Raw genomic sequence first — 26,609 nt, 5'->3', positions numbered from 1 at the left:
CGGTGTCGTCTTAAACTAATTGCATATAAATAAGGCTGTCGAGACTTTCTCGACAGCCTGAGAGGGCATATAGCCCTCTCTTTGTCGTTCCTGTTCATAATAAAAATAACAAAATTATATTATTATAAAAACAAAAATAACAAATATAAGACCAGAAAAAGCAATACAAACCATCGTTTTACGCATAAATCAGGTTTATAATGTGTTTGTAAGCGATGTCATCACCTGTTTTTAAACGAGCTGAGATAGAAATTACATGAATTTCTGTTTTCTTAAAGAATGGATGATGATAAAAGTTATCGTTTTTGTTATTGTACAAAACACCATCGTATTTAATGAGAGGGGTCGTAAGAAACATGAAGACAAGTAAAACAATGTTGGGACTCATGGCGCTGACGCTGATGGGCGGCTTGGTCGCAGGATGTTCCTCCAGTAATAATTCGAATGGAGAGACTGCCGCGAACACCGGAAATGCGGGCACGGAAGCCAGCACAACACCGGGTGAAGGGACAGCCAAGGATATCAAAGGTGAAATTACGGTAATCACACAGAGAACGGATATTGTTGATACCGTATTCAAAGAGTATGCAGCGAATTTCAATGAGAAATACCCGGAGGTTCAAGTGAATTTTGAAGCACTTGCGAACTATGAAGATCAGATCAAGATCCGTATGAGCACCGAAGATTACGGTGATGTCCTGCTGCTGCCTACAAGCGTGAAAATTCATGATCTGCCGGACTTCTTTGAACCGCTGGGCAAACTTGCGGATATGGAAAAAGAATATACAGGTCTGGAAGAGCGCCAGGTTGATGGAACGGTCTATGGGGTCCCCATCACGATTAACTACTCCGGGCTGATTTATAACAAAAAAGTGTTTAGTGATGCCGGAATTACTGAGCTTCCCAAAACCATCGACGAATTCATGACGGATCTGCAAACCATCAAGGACAAGACGGATGCGGTGCCGCTCTACACGAATTATGCAGCAGGCTGGCCGCTGACACAGTGGGAAGCTGTACTGCCTACTGTAGCTGGCAACCGTGACTATGTGAATATTGCGCAAGTAGCCTCTGGGGACAACTTTGTGGCAGGTCAGCCGCATTATGAATTATACAAAGTAATGTATGATGCCGCGCAGAAAGGTCTGATCGAAGAAGATCCCACCACAACGGACTGGGAGACCTCCAAAGGAGACTTGGCTAATGGTAAAATCGCCACGATGCCGCTGGGATCCTGGGCAATCGGCCAAATTAAAGGGGTGGCAACGAACCCTGACGATGTAGGCTTCATGCCTTTCCCTACCAATGCCGAAAAAGTATTTGTTCCGCTTGCTGCCGACTACAATCTGGGTATAAGCATTCACAGTGAGAACAAAGCAGCGGCAAGAGCCTGGGTGGACTGGTTCATCAATGAATCCGGTTATCCAACAACCGAAGGCGGCGGCATGAGCCCGGTTATTGGTGCCGAGCTTCCGGAAATTCTCAAGCAATTTGAAGGGACCGACGTTTCGTTTGATACGATTGCCCCTGCAAAAGCCGGTGAAGAGGGCTTGGTGGACGCCATTGATAAGGATGCTGAAGTAGGTCTCTGGCAGCCTGACTTCAAGAAACGGATTATCGAAGCGGCAATCGGCAACAGAAAAGAATCGTACGACGATATCATGAAGGATCTAAACGACAGATGGAAAGCTTCCAGCACTAAAATCAAAGGTCAATAAGGAAGCTGCACGCTAGTGAAGACAAACCAAAAAGAACGGGGAGATGCCGCCGGCATGTTCCCCCTTCACTTTGCGTAACGGCTCTGAGCCGAAATGCTTGTATGTGTTCCCGGGAGGTGTGGAGAGTGTTCAGATTATCCAATTTGAGCTATAAAAATCAACGTATTTTTATCATATTGTTATTTTCAATTGTTCCGGTAGTACTGCTGTTTACCTTTGCGTATCTTCCGGTCATTAAAATGTTCCAGTACAGCTTCACAAGCTGGGATGGACTCAGCAAAAAAATGGAGTATATCGGTTTTGACAACTACAAGACGATTTTTACCAAACCGGAGTATTTCGCGGTCTTTAAGGTCAGTTTGTATTATTTCTTCGCAACGTTTGTGCAGATGGGCTTGGCTCTGTATTTTGCAACCATCCTGAGTTTCAGTGTCCGCATGAAAAATCTGTTCAAGGGCATCTTGTTTTTCCCTACGCTGCTGAACGGGGTAGCGATCGGGTTCATCTTCCTGTTCTTCTTCAAGCCGGACGGAACCTTAAATACGATCCTTGATTTGCTTGGCCTAAGCAGTCTGCAGCAGAAATGGCTGCTGAATCCGAACCTGATCAATATTTCCCTGGCCGGCGCGTCGCTTTGGAGATACATGGGAATGAACTTCATTATCTTCCTGGGGGCGATATCTTCAATCGGTAAAGATGTGTATGAGGCTTCCGATATTGACGGTGCGAACCGCTGGCACCAGTTCCGGCATATTATTTTGCCAAGCATCAAACGCATTCTGCAGCTGAACCTGATCCTCGCCATCAGCGGAGCGATCGGTGTGTTCGAAATTCCGTACGTCATGACCGGCGGTTCCAACGGAAGCAGTACCTTCGTCATTCAGACCGTGGATGTGGCCTTTAAATACAGTAAGCTGGGTCTCGCTTCAGCAATGGCGGTTGTGCTGTTGTTCATCGTTATTGCGGTAACTATTGTGCAGCGGATCTTGATCAAGGAGGAGGACTAGATTATGCATACTGTCAAATATACCGCAGCCAGTGTATTCAAATACCTCACCTTGATTCTGGGGGCGCTTGCCGCACTGATTCCCATTGTCGTGATTTTGTTCGCTTCTTTAAAAACCAATGCGGAATATGCCTCGACCGGACCGCTGACGCTGCCCGAGAATTGGTTCAATTTCACCAACTACACCAAGGCTTTTGTGGATGGGAAAATGCTGGTCGGCTTCAAAAATACGCTGATTATCGCGGTAATCTCCCTGGCCGGTGCCACACTTACAGGTTCGATGGTGGCGTATATCCTGGCCCGGTTTAAGTTCAGAGGCAGCAAACTGCTGATGACGGCATTCCTGCTGGCTACGCTGATTCCGGCGGTAACGACCCAGGTCGCTACCTTCCAGATTATCAACGCTCTTGAACTATTTAACACCCGCTGGGCACCAATCGTCATGTACCTCGGTACCGATATTATCGCTGTGTATATCTTTATGCAGTTTATGGATTCCATCTCGGATTCTCTGGATGAGTCGGCGATGCTTGACGGTGCTTCATACTGGACGATTTATTGGAGAATTATTCTGCCGCTGCTCAAACCGGCGATTGTAACGGTGATTATCGTCAAGGGTGTCAATATTTACAACGATTTCTACACCCCTTTCCTGTATATGCCCAAAAGCGATCTTCAAGTAATATCCACGGCCCTGTTCAAATTTAAAGGGCCTTACGGATCGCAGTGGGAGGTCATTAGTGCCGCAATCATGATTGCGATTATTCCAACACTGGCCGTTTTCGTCTCGCTGCAAAAATATATCTATAACGGTTTTGCGCAAGGGTCTGTGAAGTAGAAAGACTATATAAGATGAACAAAAGAAAATAACAAATGGAAAAGGAAGGGAGGGGAATTTTGGAACTGTAGGAGCGTAGCGACCGCCTTTGTCTGCGGATTTCAACCACAGGTAGGGGTTAAATTGAAGAAATTTGAAGACAACAGCGGCCGGAAGTCCAAATATTCACCGTAGTGACGAGTGAAGTTTACGTTAACCTCTTAAGTTCATCTTATATAGATAATTTATTGTAAAGGAGTTTTACCTATGAGAGAAGTACAAATGATTAGTGCCAACATCCCGAACATGCCTTGGGAAGAGAAACCTGCGGGCTCCGGGAATCCGGTCTGGAGACACAGCCAGAATCCGGTCATCAAAAGAAATCCGGCCAAAGGAGTGGCCCGCATCTTCAACAGTGCGGTTGCTGCTTATGACGGCAAATTCCTCGGCGTGTTCCGTGTTGAGGACAACACTACGCGTCCTCATCTGCGGATGGGATACAGTGTGGATGGTCTGGATTGGAAAATCGACGATGAACCGATTCAATTTAGCGATGAAGCAGGCAATCCATACATGCCGCGTTACGCGTACGATCCTCGCCTTGTTAAGGTTGAAGATACGTATTACATCATCTGGTGCACAGATTTCTATGGAGCTGCCATCGGTGTAGCCAAGACGCAAGACTTCAAGACATTTATCAGCCTGGAGAATCCATTCCTGCCGTTCAACCGCAACGGGGTGCTGTTCCCTAGGAAAATCAACGGCAATTTCGTGATGCTCTCCCGTCCCAGCGACAGCGGCCACACCCCGTTCGGGGATGTATTCCTGAGCGAAAGCCCGGATTTTGTCTACTGGGGCAAACACCGCCATGTCATGACCAAAGGCGGACAAGGCTGGTGGCAAAGCACCAAAATCGGCGGCGGGCCTGCACCGATTGAAACTAGCGAAGGCTGGCTGATGTTCTACCACGGCGTGACCGGAACCTGCAACGGCCTTGTCTACAGCATGGGCGCGGTGATTCTGGATCTTGAAGAACCGTCCAAAGTCAAATACCGCTCTAAAAACTTTGTGCTGACCCCGGAAGAGTGGTATGAGGAAAGAGGTTTCGTGAACAACGTCCTGTTCCCGTGTGCAACTCTACATGATGCTGAAACCGGCCGCATCGCCATCTATTATGGCGCCGCCGATACCTACGTAGGTTTGGCGTACACAACGGTTCAAGAAATTGTGAACTACGTGATCGATACCCATGAAGAAGTGGGCGACGACGCGGGTCTGGGCAAGATCTGATTTGAAACCGGGCCCTACTCACTCCGCGATAGGCGGGTGGCCCGGGGCAGGTGCTGACAGAAACGGATGAGCTGACAGAAACGGAAAACCGGACTCCGCGGTTTTCCGTTTCTGTGCTTATGCCGTGATTTATTGAGATCCGTCCGAGTGAAGAGGCTGATTTTAGATTCTGATGTATTTTGTACATTAGAAAGAGGCCCATCAAGGGCTGGATCGAGTTCTAATGTATTTTCTGCAGCAGAAATTCGGGGAAATCCAGGAAATGAAGGATGTAGAGAAATTCTGCTGTACGAAATACAGCAGAATGCTTTTTTGGGTGTGTATGGGGCAATTCTGCTGCACTAAATGCAGTGGAGAAACAGGTGCGCTGGCGGAGGGGCGATGCAGAGGAAGCTGGAACTGGAGCAGCGCGGCACCTGCCGGGCAGCATCCGCTTATTTTTTGCCACAATCAAATAAAACCAACCTTAAGGAGGAGCATTTTATGCCAACCGATATGTCCCTGCCGAACTTAAAAACCTATGAAGGAAGCAGCCCGAAGCCGGAGGATTTCGATCAGTTTTGGGCGCGTGCCTTGCGGGAATTGGATGACCAGCCGCTCGATTACGAGCTGGAGCCGGCTGATTTCGTCAGTGAACTCGCCGAGTGCTTTCATTTGTATTTTACTGGTGTAGGGGGTGCGCGAATCCATTGCAAATATGTAAGACCTGCGAAGAAAACATCAAAAGGTCAAGGGCCCGGCATAGTTATGTTCCACGGCTATTCCTGCGACAGCGGGGATTGGGTAGAAAAGGTAACCTATGCCGCGCACGGCATTAGCGTGCTGGCGATGGATTGCCGGGGCCAAGGCGGGCGCTCGGAAGACAATCTGACCGTTCAAGGCACCACCATCCGCGGCCATATCATCCGGGGAATCGACGATCCGAACCCGGACAACCTGTACTACCGCAATGTGTTTCTGGATACCGTGCAAACCGCGAGAATTCTGATGTCGATGGATGAAGTTGATCCGGCCCGTGTAGGTGCATTCGGCCTCTCCCAAGGCGGAGCCCTTACGGTTGCCTGTGCTTCCCTGGAGCCGCGGATCGCAGTGGCCCTGCCGGTCTATCCGTTCCTCTCGGATTACAAGCGGGCCTGGGAACTGGATATCACGACCTCAGCTTATGAGGAGATCAACTATTATTTCCGCTTTTTTGATCCGCACCACCTGCGTGAGGACGAAATTTTTAATCGACTGGGCTATATTGATATTCAAAACCTGGCGGACCGGATCCAGGCCCGGGTGTTATGGGTGACCGGGTTAGCCGATACGATCTGCCCGCCGTCCACCCAATTCGCGGCGTACAACAAAATCACAGCCAACAAGCAGCTTATGGTTTATTATGAATACGGTCATGAGTATCTTCCTTATCTTGCGGACCGGGCGTTGCAGACATTCCTGACCCTATAATGCAGGAAATCAACAGAAATAGCAGGTGATTAATGTTTTGATGAAGTCCAGGGCTTATTCAACAAGTAAAGTAGGACGGCTGCACCCCGCCCGATCGGTGGGAATGCGGTTGTTCCTTGTTTTTTTTATCACAACGATGGCGATCGTGCTGTCGCTGGGTCTTGTGTCCTATTCCGTTGCCAGTCGGACGATTGAAGACAATGCGCTCTCCGCCCACCAACAGACGGTGGCCCAAACTGCGGAGAAGCTGGATGTTATTTTGCTGCGTTTTGAAGATGCAGTTGGACAGATTTTCTATAACCGGAACATTCAGGATGCGCTCAGACAAGGGAGTCTTTCCAGTGCTGGCGCCGCTGAACGTCAAACACAGTCGAACCGGATTGGGACTGAGCTGAACCTTTGGCTATCCGGCGTCAAGGGGGTGCAGGCCGTCTATCTTATTCCGGCCGATCAGTCCCTGCCTATCTCTTCCACGGGCGCCAAGGATGTCGATTTCATAAAAGAGGCAAGAGCGGAAGCCTGGTTCAAGGAACTTGCAGAGAAGCCGCAGAGCAAGTGGATTACTAAGCCCTATGTGGAAGGGGCGGCTTCATCCGGGCTGCTGCGGTTCGCGCGGTCGATCACCGGAGAATCCCAACGTACGGGATATATCGTGGTCAGCGACATCAAACCCGGCGAAATGGCGGGTCAACTGAACAAAATAAACCTTGGCCTTGGCTCCTATACGCAGCTGCTGACGGGGAAAGATGAGCTGATCGTTTCTTCGGAGCACCAGGAGGCGGACACTTATCTGAGACTGGGCGGGACATTGCTGAACGGATTGAACAACACATCAGGCTCATTGCCAACCCGCAATGAGGATGGGGAATCCATTCTTGCGGTATACGGTACACTGGAAAGTACAGGCTGGAGAGTGCTTGGTGTTATCCCGGCCGGGAATCTGCTGAAAGACGCAGGCAGAATACTTAACACTACCTATCTTGCGATAGCCGTGGCCGCGGTAGTTGCCGTGCTTGTGGGCATCTGGATGGTCAGAATGGTCTCCCGGCCGTTAAGCAGGCTGAAGGATCTCATGGTGCAGGGGGCGGCTGGCAATTTGCGTGTCCGCACAGAGTTTGCTTCACGCGATGAAATCGGCCAGCTGTCACTCTCCTTTAATTCGATGATGGAACGGATCACGGAGCTGGTCAAACATACCCATGACATGGCCGGTGAAGTACTCGGGATTGCTGATGAGCTAGGCCACGCTTCACGCAAGACGGCTGTGTCAGCACAGGATATTGCGGCAGCAACAGAAGAAATTGCCGGCGGGGCCGGTAGCCTGGCCCTGGAGGCTGACCGGGGGAATGAGCTCGCCGTAAGGATCTCGCAGCAGATGGAACAGGTCATTGCAGCTGCACACGGGATGGACAACACCGCACGGCATGTTGGCAAGGCCAGCCAGGAAGGCGTAGGCCGGCTCAAGGTGCTTATGGACCGGACCAAGCTGACCGGAGAGATGACCCACACTCTTGTGGCCAAAGTCAATGAGCTCAAAGGATCGGCCTCGACCGTGATTAAGGTCCTGGACGTGATGCAGAACATTGCCAATCAGACAAATATTCTCTCGCTAAATGCAGCGATAGAGGCGGTTCGTGCAGGTGAAGCAGGGCAGGGGTTTAAGGTTGTAGCCCAGGAGATCCGCCAGCTTGCCGATCAGTCCAAACGTTCCATTGCCGAGGTGGGGGAGATTACAGGCCATATGATGAATGATGTGAATGAGACCATGACGGCGTTGTCGGCAGTCGCTCCTCTGGTTACAGAACAGATGAGTTCTGTGGAGGAATCAGGCGGGATTTTTATTTCTGTGCAGGAGCAAATGGAGCAGTTGCTGGTCCATCTTGAAGCCGTGACCTTATCCATAGAAGGGCTTGGTGAATCCCAACAGGTATTGACAGAGTCCATGGGCAGTGTCAGTACGGTGGCGGAACAGTCGTCGGCTGCCTCCCAGGAGGTTGCTTCTCTTAGCGGGGAGCAGCAGAGTGTCAGCGAACATCTTGTCTCACTCTCCGCCAGTCTGGAGAAAGCTTCACTGCAGCTGAAGGACAGTCTGGCCAAATTCAGTGTCTGATCGAGTGTAGGCAACCGTGACTGAAGAGTTTATATGAACCGCTTGATTCCGGCCGGGAGTCAAGCGGTTTTTGGCATAAAATGATTTGGACTGAAGGACATGAATAAAGATTCTAATCCTATACAGTGGGACATAATAGAGTAAAATGATTCCAGTTCAGGAGGAAGTTTCATTGTCCAAGATCCAACCTATTCGCAATCGTATATTCGCCGGTCTTCTCATCTTGTCTGCGGCGCTCACCCTGTTGATCCTGAGGCTGGCTTGGGTCCAGCTGGTGATGAAGAACCAGACGGTCCCGGGCAAAACGTATTCGCTGGCGAAGCTGGCCGAGATTCAGAGTGAGCGGGAGACTGTGCTGGACAGTGGCCGGGGGCGCCTTCTGGACCGCAGCGGAGCGGCGCTTGCCGGGGAGACAATCTGGACCGCGGTTTTGTTCCCGCAGCAGGAGGTTGTGCGGGGGGCTTCCGGGCCAGCGGCCGGAGGCGAACCGCTACGGCGGCTCGCTGCTATTCTTGGTGTCAGCCCTGAACAATTGCAGAGCCGCCGGTCTGCCTTGAAAGAGCCGCTGCTGTGGCCAGATCCGGCGGGCAAGATGCCGCTGGCGCTTACCGCTGCCCAAGCTGAAGAGGTGAAGGGCTTGGGCATTGACGGGGTATATGCCCTGCCCTTTACCCGCCGATATGACGGGCAGGTCATGGGCCGCCAATGGCTGGGCTATCTATCGGAAGCGAGCAAGCTTCCGGGTGAGCCGGCCCCGCCCTCGGGCCTGAGAATCCCGCTGACCGGAACGGATGGATTGGAGAAGACACTGGAGCCGCTGCTGCATGGAGTTGGGCACACAGAGGCTTACGTCCAGGTAGATGCCCGTGGCCATCGCCTTCCCGGAAGCCCGGTCAAGCTGCGGTCTCCGGCGAATCCGTATTACCCGCTTTCTTTATATACCACGATAAACAGGCAGCTACAGGGAGGGATTGAGGAATTGGCTGTGCAGGCAGGCATGAAAGAGGGAGCGATCGTCGTGCTGGATACCGAGGCCGGCGATATTGAAGCGATGGTCTCGCTGCCGTTCTACAATCCCGCAAGAATCTCACCGCAAGGCGGAGAGTGGAACAATCGGGCGCTGCAAGCCGCAGTTCCTGGTTCCATCTTCAAAATCGTCACCGCCGCAGCTGCTCTGGAGGCCGGAGTCACTTCACCGGATGAGCAGTTCTACTGCTCGGGGCAATACGAGAAGTATGGACTAAGCTGCATGCATGGAAAAGGACACGGGCCCCTTACGCTGGCGCAAGGGTTCGCCGTGTCCTGCAATACTGTATTTGCGTCCCTTGCGGAACGTCTGAGCGGGGGACAGATTCAAGCGGCTGCCTCCGCGCTTGGACTGGGAAGGGAAATCGGCTGGCAGTCCGAGGATATACTCGGGCTGAAGCTGCTGAAGCCGCTGGCCGGGGAGCAGCGGGGGACCATCTTCACCACGCTGCTTGGCGACGACAGTGGGGCCAGGGTCCAGACCGCCATCGGACAACGCGATGTCCGGATGACTCCACTACAGGCAGCCAATCTCATCGTCACGCTACTGCATGGCGGCGAGGTGCGGGCGCCGCGCATTCTTCAGAGGGTGGCCTTTGCGAATGGACAGAAGCTGGCGGATCTGCCGGCTCATGTGTCACCTTCTGCGGCAGGCAGAATATCAGAAGCTACAGCAAGGCAGCTGCTCTCCTGGATGCGCAAGGTAGTGACCGAAGGGACGGGCAGCTCCTTGAAGAATATCCGCTGGCCCGTTGCCGGCAAATCGGGCACGGCCCAGACCAGTGTCAAAGGGCAACCCCGCAACAATCAATGGTTCATCGGCTACGGACCGGTGGATCATCCCCGGTATGCCGTGGCTGTAGCGGTAGAGAATGTCGCTCCCGGCAGTCCCCATACCGCTACACGGCTGTTTGGTCAGGTGTTTGACCTGCTGGCGACATCTCCGGATGTTTGATCAGGGTCATCTGCTTCCGTAGGCTCTGCAGATTCCCTGCCGGAGGCAAACGGGGAGACGATGAATTCTTCCTTCGGCAGGAATATCCACTTCTGGAGATAACCCTGGGTCAGCAGCTCCTTGACGAGGATCAGCAGAATCGGGGCCAGAATCAGCCCGGCTACGCCAAAAGCCGAACTGGACAGAATCACGAACGACAGCATCAGAAAAGCGGAGGAGACACCGATGGAATTCCCGGTGATTCTGGGCTCCAGCAGTTGTCTGACAATCAGGACAACCGCAAGCAACACAATTAATCCGATGGCAAGCGAGGTCTGGCCAACAATGAACAGGTACACGATCCAGGGAATCAGAATCGTGGCCACGCCAAGCAGCGGAAGCACGTCGAAGACGGCACAGACGAGCGCCATTGTAATTTCATTGCCGGTACGAAGGATGAACAGGCCAACCAGCACGATAGCGAAGGTTATTGAAATTAGTATCAGCTGTGCTTTTAGATAAGAGCCGATAGCCTTAAATACATTGCCTTGGATGAAGGCATAGGCGGTTTTGATCGTCTTTGGCATTTTATCATGGGCGATTTGGCGCCAGTCCTTGATCTCCATGCTGAGGAAAAAGGCCAGGATAATCGCAATTCCGAAATGAGCCATAAAAGAAGAGAACGAGCCGAGCACGCCGACCATATATTTGAAAAAAGTCACCAGCCAGGCCGATAGAATATTGGTGGCATTGGTGAAATAACCATTAACTTTGGTGGTGATATCCGGCGGAAGCGTGTCAATCTTATTCTGGAGATAAATGGTAAGCTGGGTGAAATTCTCTTGTACCACATGTGTATAGCGTGGAAGGTTCTCCTGGAAATTCAGGATTTGCGTGGTAACCAGCAGGCCTGCGCCAAAAAGTGATCCAAGCAGCAGAATAAGAAAAAGCAGTACAGAAATGGCGGAAGCAAACGGTTTGCCCAGACCCTTGCGGTTCAGGAAGCGGGCGAGCGGTTCGATCAGCAGGAATACAAAAAAGGACAGGAACACCGGCGCAGCTAATTGATACAGCGTGCTGAAGAGCAGCATGACCAGATAAACCGTAAGAACGATCAGTCCGATATCAAAGATGGTGCGCCAATATTTTTTATACAGCGGCAGCATAAATATATACGACTCCTTTTCAAAATAGAATCAACCCCTTGGCATGTTTTCATTGTACACGATTTTGTCTGAAAAACGTCTATTTCTTTGTGAGCTGTGTTAAAATAGGGGGTACCGTTTTTTTGTGAGACCCTCCGTGCCCGCAAAAAAAACTGGCTAACACACCCACACTTACTTATAACTTGGCCATGACCTGATTTCAGCTTGCAAAGCGGAGGCGGGCCAAAGTCAACTCTGGAAAAGCGGGGGGATGGACGTGCAGACTTTGCTGCTCTGGTTATTTTATATTTCTACTTTTTATGCTTTTATTCCCGGAATCATCAGCCGGCTGTTTGGCTTTCGTGTATTCCGCAAAGGAACCGGCCCGAAGGAATTTGCCCTGACATTCGATGATGGGCCGGACCCGCGCTTCACCCCAAAGCTGCTGGATTTACTTAAGCGTTACGGGGTCAAAGCGACTTTTTTTGTAGTGGGCTCGAACGCTGAGCGGCATCCTGATCTCATTCGCCGAATCCATGCTGAGGGACATCTTATCGGTATTCACAACTATGTCCACAAGACGAATTGGCTTATGCGGCCGGCTACGGTACGGAAACAGATAAAACGCACCGATGATATTATCTATAATATTACAGGTGAGCGCAGTACCTATTACCGTCCGCCTTGGGGGATTGTGAATCTGTTCGACATCTCCAAGCGCCGTCAGGTGCAAATAGTACTATGGTCGGCAATGTTCGGCGACTGGCGGGAGAAGCAGGGAGCGGACCGGCTGACGGAAAAAATGATCTCGCGGCTTAATCCCGGTGAAGTGATGCTGCTTCATGATTGCGGCACTACGCTCGGGGCGGATCAGGACGCTCCGGAGCATATGCTTGTTGCCCTGGAGCGGACGCTGCAGGAAGCCGAGCAGCGGGGACTACGCAGCATCCGGGTGGATGAAATGATCAAGCAGGTGGAACACTCGCCGCTGCAGCAGATTTCCTTCGGCAAACGGCTGATTGTAGGACTTTGGTTGGCCTGGGAGCAGGTCTTTCAGCTGCTGTACCGCCTAAAGACCATTACACCGGCGGATCCGTTTCTGCATTACCGTACGCGAAAATATCAGGGAGCTGCTGTCAGGCTTGAGGATGGCAGCACGCTGGTCAAAGGCGATAAGATTATTGAACTGCATATCGATAACAGGCAGTTGTTCGAGCTGGGAATTCGTTCCCGCTCGTCGGCGCAGCTGGCCATTCGGATGATTCGGCGGATGGAGAAGGATTTGCCGGTTCTGGCGGAGAGAATCGCCGGTGATGAGTCCCTTCTTGCCGCGAAAGTATTGTATGGGGTCACCATGATTAACCGGGGACCCGAGAAATTCGGGTTCACGGTGCTTGATCTTCCGAACGGCTGGTTCGCCCGGTCAACCAAGTTCTATTTAAGCGTTCTTCTAAGCGTAATACATCCGTCAGGCGGTGCAAGGCTCAAGGAACGGAGCGAAGCCCTGGTGCCCAAAATGATCCTGATGCCAGTCTCGCAGCTGCTGAATAAAATGAATCCAAAGACACCGCATAGCGGGGTGGCCAGCGAGCGCAACCGCCGGCAGGAAGAAGCATTGCCACTGCAAGGTTCTGCAGTAGATCCCGAACTTCCGGGAATCACTGTAGTGCACTGAATACAGTACTTATACTTAGATAAGGCTCCTCTGCCAGCTTTGGCTAAGGGGCTTTTTTATTGTTTAGGAAATGATGCAATGCCCAAAAATGTGGATATCTTGGAAGCTTCAGATGATATAGCGGTGCAGGGGGATTGGGCTCCATCAGCGGAGTGAAGCGGACAGAGAAGCGCTTATTTTGCGAAAAAGTCTGCTTTCCTGGGGGATTCGGACTCAGGAGCCGTTATATCGTTCGATTGAGCCTAGAATGAAGGGAGATAGGACAATTAGCGGAATCACTGTCCGATTATCCTGCTGAATAGACGAATCCTCCCCAGTAACGGATTTCCTGTCCGCATCAGCCGCGGATAGATCGTGAAGTGACCTCATCATGTTCACCCGTAGGGTGATTTTGTTCTTGTGCAGAATCTTATAAAAAGAGCATTCCCTGCTGCAGGGTTCCTACAGCGGGGAATGCTCTTTGGGTTCTGAATGATGCTAAGCCGGCAGTAAAGGTTGGACTAGATTTTGAGCACGCCGCCCTTGCTGGCGTTGGTTACGAGCTTGGAGTAACGGGCCAGATAGCCGGTCTTCACCTTTGGCTCAAATTCTACCCAGCCGCTGCGGCGAACCGCCAGGGTCTCCTCATCCACAAGCAGTTCAATCTTGCGGTTGATAAGATCGAGCTCGATGATGTCGCCGTCTTCGACAAAAGCGATTGGGCCGCCTTCAGCCGCTTCCGGCGAGATGTGGCCGATACTGATTCCGCGGGATGCGCCCGAGAAACGTCCGTCCGTAATCAGGCCCACCTTGGCGCCAAGCCCCATGCCAACGATTTGGGAAGTGGGAGCCAGCATTTCAGGCATGCCTGGTCCGCCCTTGGGTCCCTCGTAGCGGATGACCACGACATGTCCTTCTTTGACTTTGCCGTTCGCGATGCCCTCAAGTGCTGTTTCCTGGGAATCGAAGCAGATAGCCGGACCTTTATGGTAGCCGCCTACGGAAGCGTCAACAGCACCCACCTTGATGATGGAGCCTTCCGGAGCCAGATTGCCGTAAAGCACAGCCAGTCCGCCAACTTCGGAATAGGCGTTATCGAGCGTATGGATAACTGTCGTATCCTGTATCTCGTGTCCGCGAACATTCTCGGCGAGTGTCTTGCCGGTTACGGTCATGCAATCCCCGAAGATTGCTCCCGGTTTCTTCAATAGTTCGTTCAGCACGGCGCTGACACCGCCTGCTCGGTCCACATCCTCGATGAAGATATCGGATGCCGGAGCCAGCTTGGCCAGGTAAGGAACACGGTTGGCTACTTCATTGATGCGCTCCAGCGGGTAGTCGATGCCGGCTTCTTGAGCCAGTGCCAAAGTGTGCAGAACGGTATTTGTGGAACCGCCCATTGCCATATCCAGAGCAAAAGCGTTATCGAGCGATTCTTGAGTGACGATATCACGCGGCTTGAGATCAAGCTTGATCAGCTCCATCAATTGCGTCGCCGATTTGCGGACGAAATCTCTGCGTTCTTCGGCAACAGCCAGAATGGTGCCGTTGCCCGGAAGGGCGATACCCATAGCTTCAGCCAGGCAGTTCATGGAGTTGGCCGTGAACATTCCTGAACAGGAGCCGCAGGTCGGACAGCCGAATTGTTCGAGTTCGAGCAGTTCGGCATCGTTGATCTTGCCGACCTGGTGTGCGCCTACGCCTTCAAATACGGAGGTCAGGGACAACTTCTTGCCCTTGCTGTCCACGCCGGCTTTCATCGGCCCGCCGCTGACGAATATGGTCGGGATGTTGACGCGCAGAGCACCCATCATCATGCCGGGAGTGATTTTGTCACAGTTCGGAATGCAGACCATGCCATCGAACCAGTGTGCGGAAACTACAGTTTCCAGGGAGTCCGCGATGATCTCGCGGCTTGGCAGGGAATAACGCATGCCGATGTGGCCCATTGCGATACCGTCATCCACGCCGATGGTATTGAATTCAAAAGGAACGCCGCCGGCCTCGCGGATGGCTTCCTTAACGATTTTGCCGAATTCCTGCAGGTGGACGTGACCGGGAACGATATCGATATAGGAATTGCAGACCGCGATAAACGGCTTGCCGAAATCCTCTTCTTTTACGCCGGCGGCACGCAGGAGACTGCGGTGCGGAGCCCGGTCAAAGCCTTTTTTAATCATGTCTGAACGCATTTTCTTGGCTGCCATAATAACATTTCCCCCCTAAATATGTGTGTACTTCAAGTATGGTGTCGCATTAACGCAGCACAATCCCGAAATCTGCGTATCCGCGGTTTATAGAAATAACGGGGTCCAGCTTCTTAAGGCAGAAGAAGGGCGAAGCCGTTTCTATAAAACATAAAGCCGTTTGAGCACAGATGGACTTTCACCTTAGAGTGGACAGGCCATTGTTATTAGTGAGTCTATCACAAAAGCAGCCTTTTTTCTACCGGGCAATGTGAAGTTTATCGGCTGACGCAAAGCGCAGCTAGACAACTAAAAGAGACCTCAGTATGATGGTACTTAGCAATTTTATGGGAGGTTCTGGAAGGCCTGGATTTGTAAATTACCTCGCTCGCCAGCACGACGTGGTCAGAGGACTATGCCCTGGGTATGCTTACGATGAGCGAAGCAGCCGATCCTATGGAACCGCTCTCATGGGCGGAATCGATGGTGCCTGTATTTTGCAAAAGCGTGGAGAACGGGATTTATGCTCCGGACACAACAGCTTTACCCGGTCCCCCGATGACCAGGAGGATTGGATAGTTTATCATGCGCTTCCTGCTGCCGGAGCGGAGGTTGCCTTGCGCGCAACCCGTATCCAGAAAGTCGGGTGGAATCCGGATGGAACACCAGACTTCAGGATTCCGGGCAGTGCTACTCAGCCCTTAACCGTCCCGTCAGGGGAATGTGGGGAATGAATAAAATCTAAAATCAAGACGGAAAAAGCTATTTGTTACAGTTTACATGTAATAAACAGCTTTTTCTTTTTGTTCTGGAGCACGAAACTCTTGAGGCGAAAAAAGTTAGGGTAATCCTTATGATTACTAAGTTTATTTCGATAGATGCGGAGGAAAGACAGCGGATTTTATGTTCAATAACCGTCTATCAAATCTTAGGGATGGTTTAATAGAAATACAAAATGATACAAAAATATTGTTTGAAAGCGTTGACGGTTTAGAGGTTTATACTTATAATTCGATTTAAGATACAGAAAAATTGTATCAATTACTTTTGCGCAATTTATTTTATAGCGGGAGCCAACAGCAATGACTCCACCGAAGAGAACGTATCAAAAGAAACGGACAAAGTTGCTTTTATGGATATCACTTTCAGGCCATTCCTCAGCCAGGCCCATATCCTGACGAAAGTGATGCTTTCCCCTGTCAAAAGCTACGCTGGCCGTCATCTTTTTATATTACCTTGTCGGGAACTGGAACTCCTGGTTCAATGCGATGGTGCTGTTAAAGGACAGAGAGCTGTTTCCGCTACAGCTATTAATTAAGGAAATATGGGTAGCCAATGATGCTACCGCAACATCAATCGGCAGTGCAGGCGGGGTAGTCATTGACAGCTCAGAGCCAAACGGCTTTCCGGGAACTGGTTAAATATTGTGCGATCGTCGTAGCCACGCTGCCTATATTAATGGTGTATCCTTTCCTGCAAAAATATTTTGTCAAAGGCGTCTACGTCGGTTCGATTAAAGGTTAGCAGGCCAAATTGATGTGCCGGAAACGGCTAATAGACTAGAAATTAAAGAATAGGAGTGAAGTACATCATGATGACAGAAGCAAGCAGCACCCAAGTTCCGCGTCCGGAGTATCCCAGGCCCGGGTTTATCCGCAAGGAGTGGCTCAGCCTAAATGGAGCCTGGGAGTTTGGTTATGATGACGAAGACGTCGGCGAGGAAGAACAAGGGTATCTGGGGGATGCTCCCGCTTTATTTACGCAAACCATCCAAGTGCCTTTCGCGTTTCAAAGCAAGCTGAGCGGCATTGAAGATCCTTCCTTTCATGATGTGGTGTGGTACAGAAAAAGCTTCGAGATTCCGGAGAATTGGAACGGACAGCGCATTGTGCTTCATTTCGGCGCCGTTGATTATTTGGCGAAAGTCTGGGTAAACGGACAGCTGGTGGCCATGCATACCGGCGGAAATACGCCGTTCCAAGCGGACATCACCCCTTCGCTGGTACAAGGAAACAATATCATTGTGCTGCGGGCCGAGGATTTCAGCCGGGATGTAACCCTGCCGCGGGGCAAACAATATTGGCTTGAACAGTCCGCTGCCATCTTTTATACCCGGACGACCGGAATCTGGCAGAGTGTCTGGGTTGAACCGCTCGCTGCGGTGCATCTGAGTAAAACGATGATTACGCCTGATATTGACCGCAATGAGATCCGGATCCGCACGTTTCTCCATGGATTTAAGGGTGGGGATTCTCTCAAACTGCGCGTAACGGTGTCTTATAGCGGTGAAGTGGTAGCAGAAGATCAATATGCGGTAAAAAGCGCGGAGCAGCTCCGGACCATCGGACTGAGCGATTTTACGGATCATGGGCTTGGACGGCTGTGGAGTCCTGAGCATCCCAATTTGTATGATATTCAATTTCAGCTCGTTTCGGATGAGGAACTGCTGGATGAAGTGGCCGGTTATTTCGGCATGCGCAAGGTATCGATTGAGGACGGCAAGCTGTGCCTGAATAACCGCCCGTATTTCCAGAGGCTGGTGCTGGATCAGGGATATTTTCCTGAAGGGATCTTAACCGCACCTTCAGATGAAGCCCTGAAACGCGATGTGGAGCTGACCAAAGAAATGGGCTTCAACGGCGTGCGAAAGCACCAGAAGACTGAAGACCCGCGGTTCCTGTATTGGTGTGACAAGCTCGGTCTGCTGGTATGGAGTGAGGCAGCCAATGCTTATGAATATTCCGAGGCCTATGTCCGCCGGTTCACCCAGGAATGGCAGGAGATCATCGAGCGCGACTATAACCATCCGAGCATCATCACCTGGGTACCGCTGAATGAGAGCTGGGGCGTTCCCAATGTCCAGATGGATACACGCCAGCAGCAGCACGGCCTGGCCATGTATCACCTAACGAAATCGCTCGATGCAATGAGACCCGTTGTGTATAACGATGGGTGGGAACATATGACTACGGATCTGGTAACGATTCATGATTATGAGAGCCGTCAGGAAGTGCTGGAAGAAAGATATGCCACAGCAGAAACCGCCGTCACAGCGATGCCGGCCAACCGCAGGATTTTTGTGGGCGGAGCTTCATATCAAGGCCAGCCTATTCTTGTATCGGAGTTTGGCGGAATTGCCTTCAAGAAAAGCGAGTGGGAAGGCTGGGGTTATTCAGGAGCAGAGAACGAGGAGGATTTCCTGATTAAGCTCAAGGCTGTAGTTGACCCGATGTTCACTTCACCGGTGATCCAGGGCTATTGCTATACACAGCTTACGGATGTTGAGCAGGAGATCAACGGGCTGCTCACTTATGACAGAACACCCAAGGCTCCGCTTGAAGCTATCCGCAACATTATGATGCATAAGAATGGATAAATTGAAAATCTGTATAAATAACTTTTTAACTAAAGGAGCTGCACAATGACACATCTCTCGACACTTCCCCGTCCTGAATATCCCCGTCCCGATTGGGTTCGCCCCGAGTGGATCAATCTGAACGGTCAATGGCAATTTGAAATCGATCATGGCAAAAGCGGAAAAGAGCGCGGATACGCTGACAACGGTCATGTACTCCCGGGGAGGATAACCGTTCCCTTCTGCCCGGAAAGCAAGCTGTCCGGCGTAGAATATACAGATTTTATGGCTGCGGTATGGTATAAACGGGATTTTACCTTGCCGGAGAACTGGACAAATGGCAGAACGCTGCTTCATTTTGGGGCCGTTGATTACATGGCGGAGGTATGGGTTAACGGAGTATCCGCAGGTTTGCACCGTGGAGGGTATACCCCGTTCTGCTTTGATATTACTTCCAAGCTCGTACCGGGCAGGAATGTCATTGCCGTGTATGCGGAAGATGACGTCCGCTCAGGACGCCAGCCGCGCGGTAAGCAAAGCGAAAAGTTCCATTCTCATGGCTGCGATTACACGCGTACCACGGGTATTTGGCAAACGGTATGGCTCGAACAAGTGCCCGAAACCTATTTGTCTGACATGAAAGTAGTCACTGATCCCGACAATGCCTGCGTGCATCTTGAAGTCAAGGTGTGCGGAAACGCATCGGGCGACACGGTTACCGCAGCTGCTTTTTATGACGGAAAAGCCGTTGGAGAGGCCTCTGTCCTTGTCTCCGGACCATCCGTGAAACTTACCGTTCCACTAAGTGAAGTTCATCTGTGGGAGGTTGGCAACGCCAGACTGTATGACCTGAAGTTATCTCTGAACAGACAGGACGGGAAGGGTGATGCCGTCAGTTCTTATTTTGGACTCCGAACCGTCCGGCTGGATGGGAAGGCATTCCGGATCAACAACAAATCCGTGTTTCAGCGTCTGGTGCTGGATCAGGGGTTTTATCCGGATGGCATCTATACGGCTCCCAGCGATGAGGCACTGCGTAAAGACATCGAAATTTCGCTGGGTCTGGGCTTCAACGGCGCGAGACTTCACGAGAAAATGTTCGAACCGCGGTTTCTGTATTGGGCCGATCAATTGGGCTATCTTGTATGGGGGGAGCATGCCAATTGGGGACTGGATATTACCACTACAGAAGCACTCTCCCAGTTCCTTCCGGAATGGCTCGAAGGTATGGAGCGCGATTATAACCATCCTGCGCTGATTGGCTGGTGTCCTTTCAACGAGACATGGGATCGGGACGGTGTGAAGCAGAATAACGCCGTGCTGCAGATTGTGTACGAGGTTACCAAACGGATGGACCCGACGCGTCCGGTGATTGATACAAGCGGCAACTTCCATGTGGTGACGGATATTTTTGATCTGCATGACTATGATCAGAACCCGCAGACGTTCCGGGAAAGATATGAACCGATGAAGGGCGGTGGTGAGGTGTTCAATACCTTCCCGAACCGGCAGCAATATGAGGGCCAGCCTTATTTCATCAGCGAATACGGCGGAATTTGGTGGAATCCGAAGCAGAAAGACGAGAAGTCCTGGGGGTATGGAGACAGGCCGACATCTGAACAAGCGTTTATGGAGCGCTATGAGGGATTAACCAATGTCCTGCTGGATCATCCGATGATGTTCGGATTTTGCTACACCCAGTTATACGACGTGGAACAGGAAGTGAACGGCCTGTACACCTATGACCGGCAGCCAAAATTTGATCCCGCATTGATTCACCGCATCAATTCGCGCAAGGCGGCCATTGAGGATTAGAGGACTGCTGATTGCTGATTGCAAAGCTGTATCATTCAAAGTGGGATACTGAAATGGCTTCCGGATTTCCGGAGGCCATTTCTTGTAACTGAGAGGGTAGGCGAAAGGGAAGGACATCACTGCAGGCGTAATTGTTTTTCGATTCGTTAAGAAGTAGTATTATATAAATTGAACCTGGAAATTAAGAATATGGAAATCGAGACGGAGGGGGATTTTGGAACTGGAGGAGCGGAAGCGACCGTCTTTGTCTGCAGATTTCAACCGCAAAGGGCGGTATAAAAATAGAAATCTGAAGACAACAGCGGCCGGAAGTCCAAACATTCGCTGTAGTCACGATCCAGGCCCAATTGGATTGATTACAAGTTCAGTATATATAGTATAATAATAGGAAATAAGGAGAACTGAATTGTGCTGGAACTTAGCTTAAACGACCCGGAGAAACTGGTTTCAGTAACCCATGCCTTATCAACTCGTTCAAGGGTTGATATTCTTCGGCTCTTAAACTCCAAGAACTTGAATATTATAGAAATCGCCGAGAAGCTGAAGCTTCCGGTTTCAACGGTAGCAAGCAACATCAAAGTATTGGAAGCGGCTGAGTTAATTCATACCGAATTACTTCCGGCAACCCGCGGGGCGATGAAAGTCTGCAGCCGGAATTATGATGATGTCCATATCGAATTGAATTTGAAAAAAACGGTGCCCGCGGGAGTTACGCATGTCTATGAAGTGGAGATGCCGATTGGCCATTACAGCGATTGTGAGGTATCTCCCACATGCGGGATGGCTAACAGCGAGGGCCTTATAATCAGGGAAGATGAACCGGCGAGCTTTTATCATCCCAAACATGTCAATGCCCAGCTGATCTGGCTCTGCAAAGGGTTCCTGGAATATTTATTGCCTATGGATATCCCTGCCGGAGTGCGTATTGAATCGCTTGAGCTGTCTATGGAGATGTGCTCGGAAGCACCGAATTATGATCAAAACTGGCCTTCGAATATTTCCGTATGGGTGAATGGAGCGGAGATCGGCATGTGGACCAGTCCAGGTGACTTCGGCGACCGGCGCGGCAAACTGAATCCGAATTGGTGGTATGACACCGCCACCCAATACGGTTTTCTCAAAACCTGGCGTGTTGACCATGAAAAGACGACACTTGATATGGAGAAGGTGTCGAGTGTCGCCTTACATGATCTTCAGATTAATCAGAGCCCCAAATTACGGCTGCGTATTGGAATTAAGCCCGATGCTGTACATCAGGGCGGGCTGAACCTGTTTGGCCGCCAATTTGGAGATTATGAACAACATATTATTATGAAGGTGAAATATACGATGGATCAGGATGAAGTTAATCTGTAACTACACTCCATTGCTGCCCGCGTTTATCGGAACAAGTCAAAGCGTACGGCGAAGGGCGGCACGCTGTAGAGTGATCATCCAGGCCACGGACGGCTCAACAACTGGGTGAAGCAGGCGTTTAACGCCGGGACCGGCCAGCAGAACAGTGACAAGGACGGCGCCGAGCAGCAGAACCCCTGCACCTGCAGGACTATTGATATAGGTATACAATCCGGAAACGGCTGCCAAGCGGACAATGAAGCCATGCAGCAGGAAAACGTACAGTGTCCGGCGGCCCCAATCGGTCATTCGGCTCACTCGGTAAGGTACCCAGCCCAGAAAAGCCAGCGAAGCTGCAAACTGCAGGCCGTACATTGCAAGCCGGTATAAGCCGGCGTACCATTCTTGAGCCCCCAGCTGCATGTAGGTCATGCTGCCGTAGAGCCAGCCCAGCGGAAGATCTGAGCCTAGTGTACCGAGCAGAAGGAAGAGCAGAACGGAAACGGCAGCAGCGGCGATTCTGGCATGTTGCTGATACAGCTTGGCAAACGCGCCGAAGGAAAAATGATAGCCGATCACAAAGTACGGCAGGTATACAAAGGTACGGCTGATGCTGAACCAGACACCGTCAAGCTGCAAATAACCTACAGCGACACCGGCCGTTATGGCGAATATGATCTGTGCGGTCTTGCTCCATCTCCCCATGCCGAGCATCAGGAGACGCCAACATGCATGGCTGGCCAGGAACCAGAGCAGCAGATAAGGGGCGAAGAAAGAATGATGGATGTTGTTTACGCGGAAGAGAGAAATGTCCAGGGCAGAGTAGAGGCTTTGAAAAATCAGGTATTGCAGCCCAATCTGCAGCAGCACCTTGCGGCCTGCACTTCCGCTCAGACTTTTTCTGGCGAAATACCCGGTTACAAGCACAAACAGCGGCATATGAAAACTGAAGATCCACAGGTATAGATTATGCAAACCGCTCATGCTGCCCAGCAGCGGTTCAATGGCGTTGCCGACAAATACAGTGACAATCAGCATAAAGCGCAGGTTAAGGAAAAATGTTTCCCCACGCGCCTCCAGCGAGTTTTCCCCCATTATGAGTGCCCTCCAGATGTGCAATTACTTTAATTTTAAAATACATCCTTTTACCTGTAATGATTGTGAATAATGTCACAATGGAAAGCGCTCTCACAGGGTTCAATTGTGGCGATGTGTTGAAGGTTGTTTGCTGCCCGGGATTCCTCTATAATTTTCTAGTAAGAAGTGCAAATCCGGGAGTGGAATTACTTGAGAAAAAGAATAACCAAACGCCGCGCTGTTATATTTATCATTATCCTTCTTGTTGCTGGCGGTTTATTGCTGTGGAACTATTTAACTCCCTATGCTCCTGAACAACAAGCCCAAAGTGCCCTGATTTCGGCCGGGAGTGTTGCCGTGGAGCAAAATGACAACTGGATTTCCTTTGAGCCTGCAGTTGTACAGGGAGCGGCCGTTATTTTTTATCCCGGAGCGCTGGTCTCCCCTGAAGCCTATTCTCCGCTCGCCAAAAGCATCGCTGAGGCAGGACATCCTTTTTACATTGCCAAAATGCCGCTGAATCTGGCCGTAACCAAAGGGGATGCCGCTGCGGAAATCATCCGTGTGCATCCCAAGCTGTCTTTTGTCATGGGCGGACATTCCCTGGGTGGCGTCATGGCCTCAAGGTATGCAGCAGAGCATGCGGAACAACTGCAGGGGGTATTCTTTCTGGCCTCCTATCCGGATGAGAAAGGCAGCCTGAAAGGCACAACCTTATCGGTGCTTTCGCTGCTTGGAACAGAGGATCAGGTGATCGACATGAAGAGCTACCGCGCAGGACGTTCCTTGCTGCCGGATAATACCCTTTATTATTCGGTGGAAGGCGGTAACCATGCCCAATTTGGAAGTTATGGCGTCCAGAAGGGCGACGGAACCCCGGAAATTTCCGAGGAAGAGCAGCAGCAGCTGACCAAGAGCGCCATGCTCGATTGGCTCAGCAATCTGAAATAATCATTTACGGCGGAGCCGGGATGGAGGACGGATAATGCCAATATTGCACGTGAACAACCGGGCGGTCGCTTGCCGGGGGATATTGTTCGACAAGGACGGAACGCTGCTGAATCTGATGGCAACCTGGGGAAGCTGGGCGGAGCTGGTTCTGCGCGCTATGGAAGACCAGCTGGCTCTGAGCGGACCTCGATTGGCCGAAAGGCTGCCCGGAATTCTCGGGACACGGCACAGTGCCGGCGGGAAGCTCAGCGGGTATGATCCAGCCGGACCGCTTGCTATGGCTACAGCCGAAGAGACTTACGGAATTCTGGCGTGGCAGCTGTATGCCGCCGGTGTTCCCTGGAACGAAGCGATCGCCCGCGTGAAGAGCATTGACAAGGAAGCGAACCAGGAACTGCGCAGGCGCCGAACTGCCGAACCTTTACCGGGTTTGCTTCCTTTCCTGGAGCAGTGTGAAGGTGCAGCGTTGAAACTTGGGGTGGTGACTTCCGACGGCGGCCGGACCACGGGAGAACATCTGGAATGGCTGGGTATCTCCGGCTATTTCCGTTCTGTAGTAACAAGGGAACGTGTGCGTACCGGCAAACCGGCCCCGGAGATGGCTGAACTGGCCTGCCGGGAGCTAGACCTGCTGCCCGCCGAGACGGTTATTATCGGGGACAGCAACGCCGATATGCAATTGGGGAAAGGCGCGGGTTTGGGCCTTTGCGTGGGGCTTTGCGCCGAGGATGGCGGCAGTGCCCATCTGCTGGATGCGGATGTTATTATCCGTGATTTCTCCGAACTCCGCATTTCTGTCTAAAGCCCTATAGAATAGAAAGGATGTGCTGCATATATGGATCCATTACAGACTTTGGCTTCCTGGATTACAGACAGTAACAATATCGTGTTTTTTGGGGGAGCAGGAACATCCACAGAAAGCGGCATCCCCGATTTCCGGTCAGCAGCAGGGTTATATAGGGCTGAGCATCATTCTCCGTATCCGCCGGAGGTTATGCTCAGCCGCACTTTTTTTATGTCCTCACCGGACATTTTTTTTGATTTCTACCGCAGCAAGATGATTCATCCCGAGGCGGTTCCGAACGGTGCGCATCTGCTGTTGGCTGAGCTGGAGCGGCAGGGTAAGCTGAATGCGGTCATTACGCAAAATATCGACGGCCTGCACCAGCAGGCGGGCAGCGTTCATGTACTGGAGCTGCACGGTTCCATTCATCGCAACTACTGCATGGATTGTTCGCGCTACTATGGGCTGGAAGAGGTAATCCGCAGTGAGGAGAGTGTTCCGCGCTGCCATGTCTGCAGCGGAATGATCAAACCGGATGTTGTCCTGTATGAAGAGGCACTGAATCAGGGGGTGCTGACGGCAGCCGTAGAGGCGATTGCCGCTGCGGATCTGCTCATTATCGGCGGGACTTCCTTGACGGTTCAACCTGCAGCCAGTCTGGTGACCTATTTCCAGGGGCGGCATACCGTGTTGCTTAACGGGGACCCCACTCCTTATGATCATCGGGCCGATCTGATTATTAAAGACCGTATCGGCCAAGTCATGGGCAACGTGCACAAGCTGCTTTCGAAGGGGTAAGGCGGGGTATAAGAGTCCTCTTGTTTCCTGCATTTTCCGGTTCCCGGGATTACAATTGCGATTTCCGGTTTAAAATAGGGTATTGCACTATTAGCGTGAACGAGAGGCGGGGAGATAAGCGATGGTATATGTGGCAAGCGATGAACGGTATGAAGTGATGCGTTATAACCGCTGCGGCAAGTCGGGCCTCAAGCTTCCGGCAATCTCACTGGGACTGTGGCACAATTTCGGCGGAATCGATAGTTATGAGAACGGCCGTGAAATGATTACCCGCGCTTTTGATCTCGGGATCACCCATTTTGATCTGGCCAATAATTATGGTCCTCCTGCGGGTTCGGCGGAAGAGCTGTTTGGCAGGGTGCTGGCCCGTGATCTGGCTCCCTACCGTGATGAAATGCTGATTTCTACCAAGGCAGGGTATTATATGTGGCCTGGTCCTTACGGGGACTGGGGGTCGCGTAAATATCTGCTGTCGAGCCTGGATCAGAGTCTGAAACGGCTGGGGCTTGATTATGTCGATATTTTTTACTCCCATCGTCCAGACCCGGAGACCCCGCTCGAAGAGACTATGCAAGCACTGGATCATATTGTCCGCTCAGGCAAAGCCCTCTATATTGGCTTATCCAACTATACGGCGGAGCAGACAAGTCAGGCGGTCAAGATTCTGAAAGAGCTGGGCACGCCGCTGCTGATTCATCAGCCGAGATATTCCATGCTTGACCGCTGGATTGAAGGCGGGCTGCTTGCGGTGCTTGAGGAGAACGGCATCGGCAGCATTGCCTTCACGCCGCTGGCACAGGGGATGTTGACGAATAAATACCTGAATGGGATTCCGGAGAATTCAAGGGCAGCCAAACCGTCTACCGCGCTTAACGAAAGCCGGATTACTCCTGATGTGCTGCGCAAAATCCGGGCCCTTAATCAGCTCGCGGCTTCCCGGGGCCAAAGTCTGGCGCAATTCGCGTTAAGCTGGACGCTGCGCGAGGGCAAGGTCACTTCAGCACTTATTGGCGCAAGCCGAGTCAGCCAGATTGAAGAGAACATTGCCGCACTTGCGAACACAGACTTCTCACAGGAAGAATTGGATCGTATTGAGACGATACTCCGGACAGAAGAAGACAACTAGGTAAGCATGAGGCCCCTGCATGCATAAGCAGTC

General features: G+C 51.4%; 19 protein-coding genes and 1 pseudogene. 17 read left to right on the top strand and 3 right to left on the bottom strand.

From position 1 onward, the window contains the following. The first annotated feature begins 356 nt into the window (after positions 1-356). The 7 genes from IEY53_RS09665 (at position 357) to IEY53_RS09635 (ending at position 10,371) form a co-directional block, all read left to right on the top strand. Positions 357-1,718 carry an ABC transporter substrate-binding protein gene (locus tag IEY53_RS09665; protein ID WP_189024299.1) on the top strand — a complete coding sequence of 454 codons (1,362 nt, stop codon included), beginning with the start codon at positions 357-359 and terminating at the stop codon, positions 1,716-1,718. Between the two features lie 125 nt (positions 1,719-1,843). Beyond that, positions 1,844-2,725 carry a carbohydrate ABC transporter permease gene (locus IEY53_RS09660; RefSeq protein WP_189024297.1) on the top strand — a complete coding sequence of 294 codons (882 nt, stop codon included), beginning with the start codon at positions 1,844-1,846 and terminating at the stop codon, positions 2,723-2,725. Positions 2,726-2,728: 3 nt separating this feature from the next. Further along, positions 2,729-3,562 carry a carbohydrate ABC transporter permease gene (locus tag IEY53_RS09655; protein ID WP_189024295.1) on the top strand — a complete coding sequence of 278 codons (834 nt, stop codon included), beginning with the start codon at positions 2,729-2,731 and terminating at the stop codon, positions 3,560-3,562. A gap of 246 nt (positions 3,563-3,808) precedes the next feature. After that, the gene (locus IEY53_RS09650) at positions 3,809-4,831 is read left to right on the top strand and encodes a glycoside hydrolase family 130 protein (RefSeq protein WP_189024293.1); all 1,023 of its coding nucleotides are present in this window, start codon (positions 3,809-3,811) and stop codon (positions 4,829-4,831) included. Between the two features lie 483 nt (positions 4,832-5,314). Next, complete coding sequence (locus IEY53_RS09645; protein ID WP_189024345.1) at positions 5,315-6,280, top strand: acetylxylan esterase; 966 nt, start codon at positions 5,315-5,317, stop codon at positions 6,278-6,280. 40 nt (positions 6,281-6,320) lie between these two features. Beyond that, positions 6,321-8,390, top strand: coding sequence for a methyl-accepting chemotaxis protein (locus IEY53_RS09640; protein WP_229696068.1), 2,070 nt, complete (start codon positions 6,321-6,323; stop codon positions 8,388-8,390). Positions 8,391-8,562: 172 nt separating this feature from the next. Then, positions 8,563-10,371: a peptidoglycan D,D-transpeptidase FtsI family protein gene (locus tag IEY53_RS09635; protein ID WP_229696062.1), complete on the top strand. Its 1,809-nt coding sequence runs from the start codon at positions 8,563-8,565 to the stop codon at positions 10,369-10,371. Here the strand turns inward: IEY53_RS09635 and IEY53_RS09630 are convergent. After that, positions 10,332-11,516, bottom strand: a complete 1,185-nt coding sequence (locus tag IEY53_RS09630) for an AI-2E family transporter (protein WP_189024289.1) — start codon at positions 11,514-11,516, stop codon at positions 10,332-10,334. The two genes, IEY53_RS09635 and IEY53_RS09630, sit on opposite strands and share 40 nt — an antisense overlap. A gap of 256 nt (positions 11,517-11,772) precedes the next feature. Between IEY53_RS09630 and IEY53_RS09625 the strand changes: the two genes are divergently transcribed. Further along, positions 11,773-13,170, top strand: a complete 1,398-nt coding sequence (locus tag IEY53_RS09625; RefSeq protein WP_189024341.1) for a polysaccharide deacetylase family protein — start codon at positions 11,773-11,775, stop codon at positions 13,168-13,170. Positions 13,171-13,670: 500 nt separating this feature from the next. Here the strand turns inward: IEY53_RS09625 and ilvD are convergent, their stop codons facing one another. Further along, a complete protein-coding gene (ilvD, locus tag IEY53_RS09620; RefSeq protein ID WP_189024287.1) occupies positions 13,671-15,356 on the bottom strand; it encodes a dihydroxy-acid dehydratase in 1,686 nt (561 codons plus the stop codon). A gap of 449 nt (positions 15,357-15,805) precedes the next feature. Between ilvD and IEY53_RS09615 the strand changes: the two genes are divergently transcribed. The 5 genes and pseudogenes from IEY53_RS09615 (at position 15,806) to IEY53_RS09595 (ending at position 21,861) form a co-directional block, all read left to right on the top strand. Then, positions 15,806-16,069, top strand: coding sequence for a family 43 glycosylhydrolase (locus IEY53_RS09615; protein WP_229696061.1), 264 nt, complete (start codon positions 15,806-15,808; stop codon positions 16,067-16,069). Positions 16,070-16,494: 425 nt separating this feature from the next. Further along, a pseudogene (locus tag IEY53_RS36050) lies at positions 16,495-16,859 on the top strand (carbohydrate ABC transporter permease); the annotation flags it as partial. Positions 16,860-16,926: 67 nt separating this feature from the next. Then, entirely contained in the window at positions 16,927-18,711 is a 1,785-nt protein-coding gene (locus tag IEY53_RS09605) for a glycoside hydrolase family 2 protein (RefSeq protein WP_189024286.1), read from the top strand. Between the two features lie 45 nt (positions 18,712-18,756). Then, positions 18,757-20,505, top strand: a complete 1,749-nt coding sequence (locus IEY53_RS09600) for a glycoside hydrolase family 2 protein (RefSeq protein ID WP_189024285.1) — start codon at positions 18,757-18,759, stop codon at positions 20,503-20,505. A gap of 408 nt (positions 20,506-20,913) precedes the next feature. Further along, positions 20,914-21,861, top strand: coding sequence for an ArsR/SmtB family transcription factor (locus tag IEY53_RS09595; protein WP_189024284.1), 948 nt, complete (start codon positions 20,914-20,916; stop codon positions 21,859-21,861). Between the two features lie 36 nt (positions 21,862-21,897). Here IEY53_RS09595 and IEY53_RS09590 read toward each other — a convergent pair whose 3' ends face one another. After that, a complete protein-coding gene (locus IEY53_RS09590) occupies positions 21,898-22,935 on the bottom strand; it encodes an acyltransferase family protein (protein WP_189024283.1) in 1,038 nt (345 codons plus the stop codon). Positions 22,936-23,127: 192 nt separating this feature from the next. Here IEY53_RS09590 and IEY53_RS09585 point away from each other — a divergent pair, with 192 nt between their 5' ends. From IEY53_RS09585 to mgrA, 4 genes are all read left to right on the top strand, one after another. Then, positions 23,128-23,868 carry an alpha/beta hydrolase gene (locus IEY53_RS09585; protein ID WP_189024282.1) on the top strand — a complete coding sequence of 247 codons (741 nt, stop codon included), beginning with the start codon at positions 23,128-23,130 and terminating at the stop codon, positions 23,866-23,868. A gap of 34 nt (positions 23,869-23,902) precedes the next feature. After that, positions 23,903-24,670, top strand: coding sequence for an HAD family hydrolase (locus IEY53_RS09580; RefSeq protein WP_189024281.1), 768 nt, complete (start codon positions 23,903-23,905; stop codon positions 24,668-24,670). Between the two features lie 33 nt (positions 24,671-24,703). Next, positions 24,704-25,450 carry an NAD-dependent protein deacylase gene (locus IEY53_RS09575; RefSeq protein WP_189024280.1) on the top strand — a complete coding sequence of 249 codons (747 nt, stop codon included), beginning with the start codon at positions 24,704-24,706 and terminating at the stop codon, positions 25,448-25,450. A gap of 121 nt (positions 25,451-25,571) precedes the next feature. After that, the gene (gene mgrA / locus IEY53_RS09570; RefSeq protein WP_189024279.1) at positions 25,572-26,576 is read left to right on the top strand and encodes an L-glyceraldehyde 3-phosphate reductase; all 1,005 of its coding nucleotides are present in this window, start codon (positions 25,572-25,574) and stop codon (positions 26,574-26,576) included. Positions 26,577-26,609: the final 33 nt, after the last annotated feature.

Origin of the sequence: Paenibacillus albidus (genome assembly GCF_014644435.1) — a bacterium.
In the GTDB taxonomy this organism is placed as follows: Bacteria; Bacillota; Bacilli; order Paenibacillales; family Paenibacillaceae; genus Paenibacillus_AQ; species Paenibacillus_AQ albidus.
The sequence above is the reverse complement of the archived record's forward strand: the minus strand, read 5'-3'. Positions and strand labels throughout refer to the sequence as shown.